This is a genomic window from Rhodococcus sp. 4CII (assembly GCF_014256275.1).
In the GTDB taxonomy this organism is placed as follows: Bacteria; Actinomycetota; Actinomycetes; order Mycobacteriales; family Mycobacteriaceae; genus Rhodococcus_F; species Rhodococcus_F wratislaviensis_A.
Genome location: NZ_JACCFE010000002.1, coordinates 2,728,611 through 2,742,156, shown reverse-complemented (window position 1 = coordinate 2,742,156; position 13,546 = coordinate 2,728,611). Strand labels below are relative to the sequence as shown.

Below are 13,546 nucleotides of genomic sequence, written 5' to 3'. Positions count from 1 at the left end.
GATTCCACAGAACGCTGGGGAAGTGGCCCCTCGCCCGCACCGCCCGCCGGTAGCGCGCGTTGAGGGACTCGATCGCGTTCGTCGAGCAAATGACCCGGCGGATCTCGGGGTCGTAGTCGAGGAAGGGCACGAACTCGCTCCAGGCGCTTTCCCACAGCCGGACGATCGCCGGATACCTCGGCCCCCATTTGTCGGCGAACTCGGTGAACTGCTCCTTGGCCGCGGCCTCGTTGACAGCGGTGTATATCGGCCGCAGGTCCCGTGACATTTCGTCCCAGTACTGACGCGATGCGTAACGAAAGGTGTTACGCAAGAGGTGAATCAGGCAGGTCTGCACCACCGTGAGTGGCCACACGGTAGTGATCGCGTCGGGCAGTCCCTTGAGTCCGTCGCAGACGGCGATGCACACGTCTGCGACCCCGCGGTTGCGGATTTCCGTCAGGACGGCGAGCCAGAACTTGGCCCCCTCCCCGCCGTCACCTGCCCACAGCCCGAGGATCTCGCGTTCCCCGGCGGTGGTGACGCCGATGGCGACATAGACGGGCCGGTTGGCGACCTGACCGTCGCGGATCTTGACGTGGATGGCATCGATGAACAGCACCGGATACACCGGGTCGAGGGGACGGACGGACCATTCGGCCATCTCCGTGAGGACCTTGTCGGTGATCTTGCTGATGGTCTCCTTCGAGACCGATGCGCCGTAGACGTCGTCGAAGTGTGCTGCGATTTCGCCTGTGGTCAGGCCTTTCGCCGAGAGGGACAAAATGATTTCGTCGACCCCGGTCAGGCGTCGCTGCCGTTTCTTGACGATCTGCGGATCGAACGAGGCATCGGTGTCTCGTGGCACCTGGATCTGTACCGGTCCGATTTCGGTGAGCACGGTCTTCGTCCGCCTCCCGTTCCGGGAGTTTTCTCTGTTTCGTCCCGTGACGTGGTGTTTCTCGTAGCCGAGGTGCTCGTCCATTTCGGCTTCGAGTGCGGTTTCGAGGACGTTCGCGGTGAGCTGGTTGAGTAGTCCGTTCGGTCCGACCAGCTCGACGCCCTCGGCTTTGGCCTGGGCCAACAGTTGTTGGGCCAGCTTCTGGTGGTCAATCTTCGACTGATCCATGTGATCAAGTGTTTCGGTCATCGTCTTGCCTTCTCGCCAAGAGAACTCGGCGTGTCGGCCAGATCCAGTTCAACCGTTATCCCGACAGTCCCTGACCCTCCGAGAACCCTTCGGCATCTGGGGTGGCATGTCCGAAGAGGACCGCGATTGTCTATCTCGGCGGAATTACGAGAACTGTGCCTGTTCCGGTGGCGACGAGTTGTCCGTCCTTGTCGGCGATTTCCGCTTCGGCGAAGACGATGCGTGATCCGTTTTTGATCACTCGACCGGTTCCGCGTAACGGGCCGCTGGTATCGAGGATGTTCCGCAGGTAGCTGACGTTGATGTCGATGGAGGTCATTGCGGTGCCGGCGGGCAGTGTGGTGCGGGCTGCGCAGCCGATGAGTGTGTCGAGAACTGCAACAGGATCGCGATCGGCGGCGGTGGCAGCTCGCCGCGGATCAGGGTCTGCATGATCTCGAGTCCGCTCCTGCGGGATGCCTCCCGCAGGACTTCGCCCGGGTCGACCCAGGGAATGTTTTCCGAGCGCTGATGTTCGGCGGTGATCGTGTGGAACCTCTCGGTGCGGTGCGGTGCGGTGCGGTGCGGTGCGGTGCGGTGCGAGCTGGAGCTCTAGTGGTGGCCGGCTTTGCCGGGGACGAGGAAGGCGGTGGGGATCGCGACGACGATGAATACGGCCGCGGCGACCACGGCGCAGGTATGGAAGGCGGAGGTGAAGGCGGTGTCCGCGGGTTGGGTCGGCAGGGCTGTCGACAGTTGCGCGGTCAGGATCGATCCCATGACGCTGGTGCCGAGAACGCTGCCGAGTTGCCTGAACAGGTTCAAGGTTCCACTGGCCATACCGTGCTCGGCCGGGGTGACACTGTTCATCGCCGCTGCGGTCGCTGGCGCGATGAGTGTTCCGATTCCGAGGCCCAGGACCACGAATGCGGTCGTCATCGTCGCCCAACCCTCGTGCGGTTGCACCCGTCCCAGCAGCAGGGCGCCAGCGGCGGTGATCACCAGTCCGCCGGTCAGCATGAATTTGAATCCGGTGCGCTGGTGAAGTCGCGGCGCTATCGCGCTGACGACGACGTAGGTCATCATCAGGGCCAACAGATGCAGGCCGGTGGTCCACGCGCTCAGCCCGCCGACGCGTTCGAAGTACAGCACCGAAATCAGGGACAGTCCCGTGAAGCCGAACAATGCGGTGGTGCTGACGAGCATGACGGCGGAGAACGATCGGGACCGGAACAGGTCGAGGTGGAGCATGGGCGCGCGGACAGATCTTTCGATGGTGACGAAAAGGCTGAGGGCGCAGACGAAGACGATCATCGAGATGACGGTGCGTGGGGATCGGAATCCGTTGTGGGAGCCGTCGATCACCCAGAATGTCAGCGCCGCGATTGCTGTCGTTGCGGTGATCAAACCGGGGAGATCCAGCCGGGCACCGGGCAGTGTGCTCGACGGGACCACTGCTGGCGACACCAGTGCGACGACCAGAGCCGCGACGGCGTTGACGAGGAAGACCGCGTTCCAGGAGAACGAGTCGATGACTGCGCCCGCCGACAGCGGCCCGATGGCCAGTCCGAGGCCGGAGCTCGCCGCCCAGATGCTGATCGCTTCTGTGCGCTCTCGGGGGTCGGCGAAGCTACTGCTGATGATGGTCAAACTATTCGGCAGGACCAGCGCCGCCCCGATGCCTGTGACGGCCTGTGCTGCGAGGAACCAGGCGCTGGTGTGGGCGAGGAAGGTGGCGAAGCTTCCGACGGCCATGGTCGCGGCGCCGCCGACGAAGGAGACTCGACGTCCGATCACGTCGCCCAGGGTGCCGGCTGAGAGCACCAGGCTCGCCACCACGAGCACGAACATGCTCGGAATCCACACCGTGGTCGCTGCGTCCGCGTTCAGGTCCGACCCGATCGCCGGTACGGAGGCGATGGTGGCGGTGGTGTTGAGGAAGGTCAGCATCATGCCGAAACACACAGCAGCAAGGGCGATCCACCGTGATCTGTCGGTATGGACCGGTACGGCGACCGAGGGCGGCGAGGTAGTCATCGGCTCACCGTAGAACCCTGGCTATGGTTTACGCAAGTCAGTATCTCGACGAGAAGATGCGCTCCCAGGTCCAACGGGTGGACCGGGCCATTCGGACCGCCGAACAATAGGGCGTGGCCACATCCTGTACTGCGCGGTCACCCTCCCGCATCAGGTGCCGCCTGCCCTCGACGCTGCAGCCGGGATCCCGTTTGGACTTCGACCGCCACTGCGGCCACCCACGGCGTCCACGAACTCGATGTCACGCTGGGGGAGCGGGATGTGGTGTTCGAGATCGAGACCGCGCGGGCCAACGCCGTGGGTTCCTTCGGGTTGAGCGATTACGAGTGGATTCTCGCCTTCGAAGCTCCTGCGGGACCTGCGGGTCACCGACGCGTGCCGGCACGTACGGCCCGAGGCGCCGTTCTCCCCTGGTGGGCGAATCGGCCTCGAACCCCTCGTTGCACGGCTACCGTGACGACCCCTCACTGACCAGGATAATTCGTGCAGTAATAGTTATTGCACGAATCATTCTGGTATCATGGTCGTATGACCGCAGACATCCGACAAGGTACGGCTGGCGACGACCTACTCGCGCTCGACCGGCAGGTGTGTTTCGCGCTCGCGATCGCGAATCGGGCAGTCCTCGCCGTCTACCGTCCCCTGCTCGAACCGATGGGGCTGACGCATCCGCAGTATCTGGTCATGCTCGCTCTCTGGGGGAAGGCCCCGATGGCGGTCAAGGAGATCGGGACCGCATTGCAGCTCGATTCCCCGACCCTCTCACCACTCCTCAAGCGACTCGAAGCGTCCGGACTGATCACGCGCACCCGCAGCCGGGCCGACGAGAGGCAATTGGAAGTCGAGCTGACCGAAGCCGGTGCCGCGCTGCGCGCGGAAGCCGAGAAGATTCCGCCCGCCGTGATCGATAAACTCGGGGTCAGCCTGGCCGAACTCGAAGAACTTCACGATGTTCTCACCCGCGTCAATCAGGCTGCACTCAAAGCGGGCGCGCTCGATCAATGAGGACAACCATGACGAATTCAGCTACAGCACAACATGAACAGGCAGTTGTCATGTCTCGAAACACGCAACGAACCAGGCCCGGACCCATCCAGTGGCTGGGCTATGCGGTCGGTCGCAAACTTCCCGACTCCATGCAGGACTGGGTCCGCAACGACCTGGTCGGTGACTGGGCGGTTCCCCGGCACCTCGTTCGTAGCATGGTCCCGTTCGTTCCGGTCTTCGCTGCGTTCTTCCTGTTCCCGGGACCGGTCGGTCTGCGAGCGTCGATGGTCTTGCTCGGAGTGCTGCTCGCCGTGTTCTATGCAGTGTCGTACATGGCGCAAAACCGGTCTCGACGCCTGGAGCGGCATGGATTGCCGCCCGATCTGGTAAACCCGAAGAAAGCGTCCCGGCATGACGCCGAAAAAACTGCGTATGAAAAGCTCCATGGGCCTTCTGTTTCAGGGGACATCGAACGGCCGAGCGGCAACGAACTCTCCTGAAGACAATTCGACCAACTGCTGCCAGGAACTCGGCACCTGTAACTTCCCGCGACGACGTCGACGAGTGTCACCCTGAGCGATCGAGGCTGGGGCAAATGGCGCCCAGCGACGCGACTGTCCCATGTCATGGCTGCGCCGCTTCCAACAGCGTTTCCTCGGCCGCGCCGTCCGTCTTACCGGGGATGACGTGCTCGTCCGCGGTGCCGGGGCGCAGGTGCTGGGCGGTGCTGATCCGTACGGTGATCAACGCGCCGAGAGAGAACACCATGACGGCTGTCGCGAACACGGTGATGGCCGCGCCGAAGGGCATGTTTTGGATCAGATAGCCCGTTCCCACAGGTAGCAGCGCCGCGGGAATGTAGCCGGCAATGTTCAAAGCCGCGTTTGCTTCGGCGCGATGATTCGTGGGGATCCGGGTGCCGATCAGCGTCAGTGCCGCAAGCTGGCCAAGGCCCTGTGCGGCGCCGGCTAGCAGTGCAGCGAGGACGAACAACGCCGGCGTCGGGGAGATGGTGACGCTCGCCGTCAGCGCCACCATCGAGGCAAACGCGGCAGAAGAGCTCAGCGCGAGATGGGTTCTGGTACGTAGATGCGCGAGGGCGAACTGGATTCCGGTCGCTACCAGAAACATGCCGCATGCCGTCGCACCCGCGAGCAGCGGGCTGGGGGAGTCGATGCCGGTGGCAAGGACTGAGGGTCCGAGGGAAAGGAAGAAGGAGGTCGACGTGATGCCCGCAGCAAATGCGGCTGCACCCCAAGCAAATTCACGGCGATTCGGGCGGGGCACGGAAGGCCACGACCAGAGTCGCTCGGCAGGTCGGTCCTGGTCGAATTCGCGGTGGAGTGGCAACCGTACTGCGATGACCAGTGTCAGCGCCGCCACCGTGAGCACGATTCCGAATATCCAGGGCTGAGGTGTGTCGATGAGCTGAGTGAGCGTCCCCGACAGAAGTGGTCCGAGCCCGGCACCGAATACCATTGCAGCGGAAGCGATCATGGATCCAGTCCGACGCCGGTGACCGGGTGTGAGGTCGATCGTCGCCGACATGCCCGCGGTGACGGCCGCGCCGACTGCGGCGCCCGCCAGCAATCTGGCCGCCAACAGCCATATCACGTTCGTGGCCAACAGGAGGAGCCCTGCTGCGATCACCGCGGCGATCAATCCGCCCGTATCGATCAGCGAGCTTGCCCGCGACGAGAAGCGTACCGATCAACCCGACCATGTACACGATCGTCAAGGGTCCGGAACTGAATCCCCATTCCCGCTGCACGAGCGCGCGCACCTATTGACGCTGGCGGGCGTCACAGAACCGTTGAGTGGGACGGAATGCAATGCCGTTGTGCCTTCGATGAAGGCGATGATGGCCAAGCTCGACCCATTTCGGTGAGCGTGCGCAATGCGCGGGCGGAGCACGTCAGTGAGCCCTCGTGGAAATCCTTGGTGAAGCGACTGACCGCGGAGTCGCCGGTGTTCGAGCAACTCGGGAATCGATGCGACGTGACCCGGGAGCCGGTAAGGACTCGGCGTTTCGTGCACCCGAGTGCGGGACCGCTGACCTTCGATGTGACCTACCTGAACGCTGGACTTCATTCGAGATCACGATGTCCACATTCACACCAGCGGACGCGGACGCGGCAGCGAAGCTGCCGATCCTCTCGCGATCATCCAGCGCATCACCAAAGCCGTCACGACCTGACGTCGTTGACGTTCGGGCGGCCGCTACCCTCGAGTGATGGCGGCGATCCCGGATTCGACGGTGGGTATGAACACAGCAGTAGCCGGCCTCGCGAGCACCTTCGCCGATGAGCTGGGTGCCCTGACGGTGCCGTGGCAGGGTGCGCACGTGCCGGAACCGAGGTTGCTCGTGCTCAACGAGCAACTCGCGGCGTCGCTGGGGTTGGACGTGGCGGCACTGCGCAGCGACGACGGGGTCGGGGTCCTGTCCGGATCGACGGCGCCGGCCGGGGCCAAGCCGGTGGCGATGGCGTATGCGGGTCATCAGTTCGGTGGGTACGCACCGTTGCTCGGGGATGGTCGGGCGTTGCTGCTCGGTGAGTTGGTGAACGGTGATGGTCGACGAGTGGATTTGCATCTCAAGGGCTCGGGGCGCACGCCGTTTTCTCGGGGCGGCGACGGGTTCGCGGTGGTCGGGCCGATGTTGCGCGAGTATCTGGTCAGCGAGGCGATGTATGCCCTCGGCATCCCGACTACCCGTGCGTTGTCGGTGGTCGCGACGGGCCGGCAGGTTGTCCGGGGCGGTGCCGAGCCCGGTGCCGTGCTCGCACGGGTCGCTGCCAGTCACCTGAGGGTGGGTACCTTCGAATTCGCGGTCCGTCAGGGCGACGTCTTGGTGCCGCTCGCCGACTACGCGATTGCCCGCCACTACCCGGAGCTCGCCGACCTCCCGGCGACGGGGGAGAGCTCTCGCTATGCGGCGTTCTTCGAGGCGGTGGTCGAGGCGCAGGCGTCGCTGGTGGCGAGGTGGATGCTCACCGGGTTTGTGCACGGAGTGATGAACACCGACAACACGACCATTTCGGGGGAGACGATCGACTACGGTCCGTGCGCTTTCCTCGACGCGTTCGACCCGGCCGCAGTGTTCAGTTCGATCGACCACAGCGGACGTTATGCGTACGGCAATCAGCCCGCGGTCCTGAAGTGGAACCTGGCGCGTTTGGCGGAGACGCTGCTGACGCTCATCGACTCCACGCCGGATGACGCGATTGCCGCGGTATCGGCAGTCCTCGATACCTTCGACGCGCGCTACGAGGGCCACTTCGCAGCCGGTATGGCAGCCAAGCTCGGCGTGGGCGAAATCGTCGATCGCACGCTGATCGACGATTTGCTGACGCTGATGGCCGAACACGGCGCCGACTGGACGGGCAGTTTCCGCGCCCTGGCGGACGAACTCCGTGGAAATCCGGTGCCTCTCGACGGTCTCGTACCGCGCGAGCACATCGGGCCGTGGCTACAGCGCTGGCGCGGTGCCGTGGCGCATCAGGGCCGCGCGGCAGCGCAGATCGCGGACGCGATGGACCGCATCAACCCGTTGTACATTCCGCGCAATCATCAGCTGGATGCTGCGTTGCGCGCCGCGACCGACGGTGAGCTCGCTCCGTTCGAGAAGTTGCTGGAGGTTGTCACGCATCCGTTCGACCGCCGCGACGAGTGGTCCGACTACACGACACCTGCACCGCGGCTGTTCAGTGAGACATTCCAAACCTTCTGCGGTACTTGATATCCAAGTGATCGGTCGCTGACTCAGCCTCACATTCCTGTCGAGCACATTTCGTGCCGACTATTGATTGCCGGAAAACGAGGAGTTCGGCCAGTGCGGGGTGGGGACTGTGCGCACCACCCGCCGCGGAGTGGCTGCTCTGAATCCTGTCTCCGCGGTGGACGACGAGCCGTGGGACGGTGGCAGCGTGAACTGAGAGTGGACTGCCGCTACTGTGTGGGTTCACGGTTGTCGGCGAATGGGGAAAGCAAGATGGCGGTATCAGCGAGGAGTTCTGAAGTTTTGACGAAGGCGGCAACGAAGGAAATTCGTGAATGGGCGGTCGCGGAAGGTCGCGAAATATCCTCTCGCGGCAGAATTTCGGCGGATATACAGCAAGCCTTCTATGACGCCCAGGCAAAGAATGCGCAGGCAAGCAAGATTCAGGACAAGGCGGCTCGGACGAAGAACGTAGCCGCGAAGAAGACCGTCGCGAAGACGGCCGCTGTGAAGAAGACCGTCGCGAAGAAGGCTGCCGTGAAATCGGCTCCGACGAAGAAGACGGCAGCCGCGACCAAGGCCCCGGCGAACAAGGCCCCGGCGATCAAGGCTCCGGTGACGAAGGCGGCCGCGAAGAAGGCTGCGGCGACGAAGCCGGCTGTGGAGGAGACTGCGGAGAGGAGGTCTCCGTCGAAGAGCGTGCCGGCGAGCAAGGCTCCGGTGCGGAAGACGACCAAGGAGATTCGTGAGTGGGCGCTGGGGGAGGGGCGTGCTGTGTCGGCCCGTGGCCGGGTCTCGGCGGAGATAGTGCAAGCCTTCTATGACTCTCAGGCCGTGAAGGTGCAAGCAAAAGCGGCGCCGGTGAAGACTGTCGCGAAGAAGGCCGCTGTGAAGAAGGCTGCCGTGAAATCGGCTCCGACGAAGAAGACGGCAGCCGCGACCAAGGCCCCGGCGAACAAGGCCCCGGCGATCAAGGCTCCGGTTAATAAGGCGCCCGTGAAGAAGGCTGCGGCGACGAAGCCGGCCGTGGAGAAGACTGCGGCGAGGAGGGCTCCGTCGAAGAGCGTGCCGGCGGCGAAGGCTCCGGTGCGGAAGACGACCAAGGAGATTCGTGAGTGGGCGCTGGGGGAGGGGCGCGGCGTGTCGGCCCGTGGCCGGGTCTCGGCGGAGATAGTGCAAGCCTTCTATGACTCTCAGGCCGTGAAGGTGCAAGCAAAAGCGGCGCCGGTGAACACTGTCGCGAAGAAGGCCGCTGTGAAGAAGGCTGCCGTGAAATCGGCTCCGACAAAGAAGACGGCAGCCGCGACCAAGGCCCCGGCGAACAAGGCCCCGGCGATCAAGGCTCCGGTTAATAAGGCGCCCGTGAAGAAGGCTGCGGCGACGAAGCCGGCCGTGGAGAAGACTGCGGCGAGGAGGGCTCCGTCGAAGAGCGTGCCGGCGGCGAAGGCTCCGGTGCGGAAGACGACCAAGGAGATTCGTGAGTGGGCGCTGGGGGAGGGACGTGTGGTGTCGTCCCGCGGCCGGATCTCGGCGGAGATCGAGCAAGCCTTCTATGACGCCCAAGCGAAGGAGTCGGCCGCCTGAGGGGCCTCACCCCCTAATGGTCCCCGAGTCGTCATGTCGCGACGAGGGCAGGTGCCGCGGGATATCCGTTCACTGCTCGGCGCCGAAGATCGTGAAGCGGGAGTCGACAGGTGAGCCACCGTCGTCGTCATCGACGCCGACGGTGGTGGTGCGGCGACCGGGTGTGAATGCCGGCATCGGGGTTGCCTAGCACGGCGGCCAATTCTCCGCCCTCCCCGTGACCACCACCGGCGGGGCAGGTCGGGGCCGAACCGGCCGCAGTGAGACGGCAGGCGCCTACGCGGCGCCGGCGCCGGCCTGTGTGCAGAGCGTTGCGGCGCGGGCTCTCCGATTGCGGGGATGGCATACTCTTGAAGTCGGCCATGGTGATGGCATACGGGATCCGGAGTTCCTGCGCCGCATCATATTTCAGCTGACAGCACCGTCTCGGGAATTCGGGCCGTCATCGTCGACTGAAGACGTCGATGGCGGTGGGTTGTAACCGCGGGTGCGGACGAGATCGCGGGTGAGCTGGGTGAAGGCGCGGGCGGCGGCGCTGCGGTAGGCGCCGCGTCGATGCAGGAGGGTGACCGTGCGGGTGGGCAGGGGCGGATCCAGGGGGATCGGGAGGAGATGGGGGTGGTCGTGGGTGATGGCGTCGGGCAGAACGGTGGCCACCGGTGTGCGTTGGACGACCTCGGTGAGGGCTTGAATGGAGTTGGCCTCGAACGTGGTTCGGGGGGTGATGCGGTGTTCGGCGAAGTAGGCGTCGATATGGCCGCGGGTGGCGAAGTCGCCACTGAGCAGCGCCAGTTGGCGGTCCTGCAGTTCCTGCACCGGTAGGGGTTCGGGCGTCGTCGGGGTGCGCGGGATGCTGGTGACGAGGCTGAGAGTTTCGGTGAAGAGCGCGGCGGCGGTGATGCCGGGGAGGTGGGAGCCCGCGAAGGCGATACCGAGGTCCAGGTCGTCGGCGAGGAGGGCTGCTTCGATGCGGTCCTGGGGCGATTCGGTGAGGGTCAGGCCGATACCGGGGTGGCTGGTGTGGAGTTCGGCGATGAGCGGGCCGATGAGGTAGGCGGTGAAGGTCGGGGTGATGCCCAGTCGTAGGTGGCCGCGGGAGAGGTGGTGGACGTCGTGGACCGCCCGTTCCGCGGCGTTCAGGTCACGCAGTGCGCGCCGGACGTGGTCGGTGTAGACGGAGCCGGCGTCGGTGAGCCGGACCGTGCGGCCGGTCCGGTCGAGCAGCTGCACGCCCACGATTTGCTCGAGTTGCTTGATCTGCTGGGAGAGCGTGGGCTGAGAGACGTGGAGGTCTTCGGCAGCGCGGGTGAAGTTGCCGTGCTCGGCGACGGCCAGCAGGTAGCGCAGGTGACGCAATTCGGGAACGGCCATGAACCCGACTATAGATGAGACCAATAGTGCCGATGGATAGTAAGTCTTGGACACTATAGGGCCAGGTCATGCACGATGGTTTTCGCCAGCCCATCCCGGGCCGATCACCACCGAAAGGGACGTGACCCATTGCAAACCCTCACCGACGGCGTCACCCGCTTCCAGAAGGATGTCTTCCCGGCGAAGGCGGAGCTCTTCGCCCACCTGGCCACCCATCACACACCGCACACGCTGTTCATCGGCTGCTCCGACGCCCGCGTCGTCCCCGAGATGATCACCGGCACCGAGCCGGGTGACCTTTTCGTCATCCGCACCGCCGGCAACCTCGTGCCCGCCTACACCCCCGAAGCCGACGGAGTGGCCGCGAGCATCGAGTACGCCGTCGCCGCGCTGGGCGTGAACGACATCGTCGTCTGCGGTCACTCCGCCTGCGGAGCGATGACCGCACTCGCTCAGGGGCACGACCTCAGCGCTGCCCCTGCGGTCGCCGCATGGCTGCGGCACGCGGACGCTTCCCAGGCCCGCACCACCGCGACCGCCGTCGGCGACGTCGACTCCCTGGTGCGCCAGAACGTGCACGCGCAGCTGGCGAACCTGTCCACCCACCCCTCCGTTGCCCGCGCCCTGGCCGAGCAGACACTCACCCTCCACGGCTGGGTCTTCGACATCGCCACCGGCCGTGTCGAAGAACTGTCCGCCACCGGCCCCGCGCTCACCGCCTGACCTACTACCACCCACGTCCCACTCCGCGATCCTCGTGAAGTGGTCCACCCGAGAAAGACGAGATACCGATCATGATCCAGGCCCAGTTCGACCCCACCGCCCGCCAGGCCCTCGCCGCCGCCGCTGTCGAGGCCAAGGCCCGCAGGGACCTTTCCTGGCAGCAGATCGCCGACGCCTCCGGCCTGTCGGTGGCGTTCACCACCGCCGCCGTCCTCGGCCAGCACCCGCTGCCGGAGGAGTCCGCCAAGTCCGTCGCCACGCTGCTCGGTCTCGACGAGGACGCGGCCCTGCTGCTCCAGTCCGTCCCGACCCGCGGCTCGATCCCCGGCGGCATCCCCACCGACCCGACCATCTACCGCTTCTACGAGATGCTCCAGGTCTACGGCACCACACTCAAGGCACTGGTGCACGAGCAGTTCGGGGACGGCATCATCTCCGCGATCAACTTCACCCTCGACGTGAAGAAGGTCGCCGACCCCGAGGGCGGAGAGCGTGCCGTCATCACCCTGAACGGCAAGTACCTGCCGACCAAGCCGTTCTGACCCGTATCCACCCACCTCCGGAGGACTCTTATGGACTTCGTCCAGCACACCATCGATATCGCCCGCCAGAACGTCACCGAGGGCGGTCGCCCGTTCGCGACCGTCATCGTCAAGGACGGCAAGATCCTCGCCGAGAGTCCGAACAAGGTCGCGCAGACCGGCGACCCCACCGCCCACGCCGAGATCCTCGCCATCCGTGAGGCCTGCACGGAGCTGGGCGCCGAGCACCTGACCGGCACCACCATCTACGCCCTCGCCCACCCCTGCCCGATGTGCCTGGGCGCGCTCTACTACTGCTCCCCGGACGAGGTCGTCTTCCTCACCACCCGCGACGCCTACGAGCCCTACTACGTCGACGACCGTAAGTACTTCGAACTCGCCACCTTCTACGACGAGTTCGCAAAGCCCTATCAGGATCGCCGCCTGCCCATGCGCTACGAGCCGCGCGAGGACGCCGTCGACGTATACCGGTTCTGGAAGGACACCTCGGCATGACCCAGGATTCCGCCGAGGCGAGGGTGGTATCGCCGATCCCTGGGTAGCCGGCGGCGACACCCCTAACGTGGAGCCATGGAACTTGGACTGCACATCGCCGACTTCACATTTCCGGGCGGCCCGTCGACCCTCGCACACGACTTGGGCCGCATTGCGGTCACCGCCGAGGATGCGGGCTTCACCAAGCTCAGCGTCATGGATCATCTTTGGCAGATAGAACCGGTGGGGCCGATCGACACCGAGATGCTCGAGGCCTACACCACTCTCGGTTACCTCGCCGCCGTCACGACCAAGGTGGATCTGCTGGCCTGGGTCACCGCCACCGTCTACCGCGAGCCGGGCCTGCTGGCCAAGGCCGTGACCACGCTGGACGTGCTGTCGAAGGGGCGGGCGTATCTGGGCATCGGTGCCGCCTGGAACGAGGACGAGAGTGTGGGGCTCGGGCTCGATTTCCCACCGACGGCCGAACGCTTCGAACGGCTGGAGGAGACACTGCGGATCTGTCTGCAGATGTGGAGCGAGGACGACGGGCCGTTCGAGGGAACGCACTACCGGCTCGGCCGCACGATGAATGTGCCACAGCCGCTGCGGCGTCCACACCCGCCGATTCTGATCGGCGGTGGGGGAGAGAAGAAGACGCTTCGGCTGGTCGCGCAGTACGCGCAGGCCTGCAACCTGTTCGGTGGACCCGAGGTCGCGCACAAGCTGGCGGTCTTGAAGGGGCACTGCGATGCGCTCGGAACCGACTACGACGCCATCGAGAAGACCGTGATGTTCCCCCTCGACCCGGGTGCGGACGGAGCGAACGTGGACAACCTGCTGGGTCAGCTCGAGGGCTTGTCGAAGTTGGGGGTCACTCACGTTCACGGGTGGGTGCCGCAGGTGGCGTCGATCACCCCGATCGAGATCTTGGGTGAGCGTGTGGTTCCGGTGATCGCGGACTGGTGATCCGAGCGTGCGCAACGAGGTCGATAACACCCG

General features: G+C 65.1%; 14 protein-coding genes and 2 pseudogenes. 11 read left to right on the top strand and 5 right to left on the bottom strand.

Features of this window, described 5'->3' with window-relative positions:
- Window positions 1-13: 13 nt before the first annotated feature.
- From H0B43_RS13280 to H0B43_RS13270, 3 genes and pseudogenes are all read right to left on the bottom strand, one after another.
- Window positions 14-1,129, bottom strand: a pseudogene (locus tag H0B43_RS13280) (IS256 family transposase); the annotation flags it as partial.
- Between the two features lie 130 nt (window positions 1,130-1,259).
- Window positions 1,260-1,466, bottom strand: a complete 207-nt coding sequence (locus H0B43_RS41480; RefSeq protein WP_252190190.1) for a PaaI family thioesterase — start codon at window positions 1,464-1,466, stop codon at window positions 1,260-1,262.
- 254 nt (window positions 1,467-1,720) lie between these two features.
- On the bottom strand, window positions 1,721-3,145 hold the full coding sequence (locus tag H0B43_RS13270) for an MFS transporter (RefSeq protein WP_185727467.1): 1,425 nt from the start codon (window positions 3,143-3,145) through the stop codon (window positions 1,721-1,723).
- A 285-nt stretch (window positions 3,146-3,430) separates the two neighbouring features.
- On the opposite strand from H0B43_RS13270, the pseudogene H0B43_RS41475 reads away from it, so the two are divergent.
- From H0B43_RS41475 to H0B43_RS13260, 3 genes and pseudogenes are all read left to right on the top strand, one after another.
- Window positions 3,431-3,602 (top strand): annotated as a pseudogene (locus tag H0B43_RS41475) (chlorite dismutase family protein); the annotation flags it as partial.
- Window positions 3,603-3,673: 71 nt separating this feature from the next.
- Window positions 3,674-4,150 (top strand): MarR family winged helix-turn-helix transcriptional regulator, encoded by a 477-nt coding sequence (locus tag H0B43_RS13265; protein ID WP_185727468.1) that lies wholly within the window; start codon window positions 3,674-3,676, stop codon window positions 4,148-4,150.
- A gap of 50 nt (window positions 4,151-4,200) precedes the next feature.
- Window positions 4,201-4,632 carry a DUF5313 family protein gene (locus H0B43_RS13260; protein ID WP_185729980.1) on the top strand — a complete coding sequence of 144 codons (432 nt, stop codon included), beginning with the start codon at window positions 4,201-4,203 and terminating at the stop codon, window positions 4,630-4,632.
- 124 nt (window positions 4,633-4,756) lie between these two features.
- Here H0B43_RS13260 and H0B43_RS13255 read toward each other — a convergent pair whose 3' ends face one another.
- Window positions 4,757-5,746, bottom strand: a complete 990-nt coding sequence (locus H0B43_RS13255; RefSeq protein ID WP_312034025.1) for an MFS transporter — start codon at window positions 5,744-5,746, stop codon at window positions 4,757-4,759.
- On the opposite strand from H0B43_RS13255, the gene H0B43_RS41470 reads away from it, so the two are divergent.
- The 4 genes from H0B43_RS41470 (at window position 5,679) to H0B43_RS13240 (ending at window position 9,434) form a co-directional block, all read left to right on the top strand.
- A complete protein-coding gene (locus H0B43_RS41470; protein WP_252190968.1) occupies window positions 5,679-6,020 on the top strand; it encodes a hypothetical protein in 342 nt (113 codons plus the stop codon). The two genes, H0B43_RS13255 and H0B43_RS41470, sit on opposite strands and share 68 nt — an antisense overlap.
- On the top strand, window positions 5,960-6,439 hold the full coding sequence (locus H0B43_RS43125) for a hypothetical protein (RefSeq protein ID WP_397517470.1): 480 nt from the start codon (window positions 5,960-5,962) through the stop codon (window positions 6,437-6,439). The genes H0B43_RS41470 and H0B43_RS43125 overlap by 61 nt, the downstream gene beginning before the upstream one ends.
- Complete coding sequence (locus H0B43_RS13245; RefSeq protein WP_185727470.1) at window positions 6,366-7,871, top strand: YdiU family protein; 1,506 nt, start codon at window positions 6,366-6,368, stop codon at window positions 7,869-7,871. Before H0B43_RS43125 ends, H0B43_RS13245 begins: the two co-directional genes overlap by 74 nt.
- 252 nt (window positions 7,872-8,123) lie before the next feature.
- Window positions 8,124-9,434 carry a histone-like nucleoid-structuring protein Lsr2 gene (locus H0B43_RS13240; RefSeq protein ID WP_185727471.1) on the top strand — a complete coding sequence of 437 codons (1,311 nt, stop codon included), beginning with the start codon at window positions 8,124-8,126 and terminating at the stop codon, window positions 9,432-9,434.
- A gap of 408 nt (window positions 9,435-9,842) precedes the next feature.
- On the opposite strand, the gene cynR is transcribed toward H0B43_RS13240, so the two are convergent.
- Window positions 9,843-10,805, bottom strand: coding sequence for a transcriptional regulator CynR (cynR, locus tag H0B43_RS13235; RefSeq protein WP_185727472.1), 963 nt, complete (start codon window positions 10,803-10,805; stop codon window positions 9,843-9,845).
- A gap of 129 nt (window positions 10,806-10,934) precedes the next feature.
- On the opposite strand from cynR, the gene H0B43_RS13230 reads away from it, so the two are divergent.
- The 4 genes from H0B43_RS13230 (at window position 10,935) to H0B43_RS13215 (ending at window position 13,513) form a co-directional block, all read left to right on the top strand.
- A complete protein-coding gene (locus tag H0B43_RS13230; protein ID WP_185727473.1) occupies window positions 10,935-11,528 on the top strand; it encodes a carbonic anhydrase in 594 nt (197 codons plus the stop codon).
- 71 nt (window positions 11,529-11,599) lie between these two features.
- Window positions 11,600-12,070: a cyanase gene (gene cynS, locus H0B43_RS13225; RefSeq protein WP_185727474.1), complete on the top strand. Its 471-nt coding sequence runs from the start codon at window positions 11,600-11,602 to the stop codon at window positions 12,068-12,070.
- Window positions 12,071-12,100: 30 nt separating this feature from the next.
- A complete protein-coding gene (locus H0B43_RS13220; RefSeq protein ID WP_185727475.1) occupies window positions 12,101-12,565 on the top strand; it encodes a nucleoside deaminase in 465 nt (154 codons plus the stop codon).
- A 75-nt stretch (window positions 12,566-12,640) separates the two neighbouring features.
- A complete protein-coding gene (locus tag H0B43_RS13215; protein ID WP_185727476.1) occupies window positions 12,641-13,513 on the top strand; it encodes an LLM class F420-dependent oxidoreductase in 873 nt (290 codons plus the stop codon).
- The last annotated feature ends 33 nt before the right edge of the window (window positions 13,514-13,546 follow it).

Coding starts and splice junctions, on each gene's coding strand:
- H0B43_RS41470 (WP_252190968.1), top strand. CDS start 5,679: ATGCCCGCGGTGACGGCCGCGCCGACTGCGGCGCCCGCCAGCAATCTG.
- H0B43_RS13265 (WP_185727468.1), top strand. CDS start 3,674: ATGACCGCAGACATCCGACAAGGTACGGCTGGCGACGACCTACTCGCG.
- H0B43_RS13270 (WP_185727467.1), bottom strand. CDS start 3,145: ATGACTACCTCGCCGCCCTCGGTCGCCGTACCGGTCCATACCGACAGA.
- H0B43_RS13240 (WP_185727471.1), top strand. CDS start 8,124: ATGGCGGTATCAGCGAGGAGTTCTGAAGTTTTGACGAAGGCGGCAACG.
- H0B43_RS13260 (WP_185729980.1), top strand. CDS start 4,201: ATGTCTCGAAACACGCAACGAACCAGGCCCGGACCCATCCAGTGGCTG.
- H0B43_RS13220 (WP_185727475.1), top strand. CDS start 12,101: ATGGACTTCGTCCAGCACACCATCGATATCGCCCGCCAGAACGTCACC.
- cynR (WP_185727472.1), bottom strand. CDS start 10,805: ATGGCCGTTCCCGAATTGCGTCACCTGCGCTACCTGCTGGCCGTCGCC.
- H0B43_RS13245 (WP_185727470.1), top strand. CDS start 6,366: ATGGCGGCGATCCCGGATTCGACGGTGGGTATGAACACAGCAGTAGCC.
- cynS (WP_185727474.1), top strand. CDS start 11,600: ATGATCCAGGCCCAGTTCGACCCCACCGCCCGCCAGGCCCTCGCCGCC.
- H0B43_RS43125 (WP_397517470.1), top strand. CDS start 5,960: ATGCAATGCCGTTGTGCCTTCGATGAAGGCGATGATGGCCAAGCTCGA.
- H0B43_RS13215 (WP_185727476.1), top strand. CDS start 12,641: ATGGAACTTGGACTGCACATCGCCGACTTCACATTTCCGGGCGGCCCG.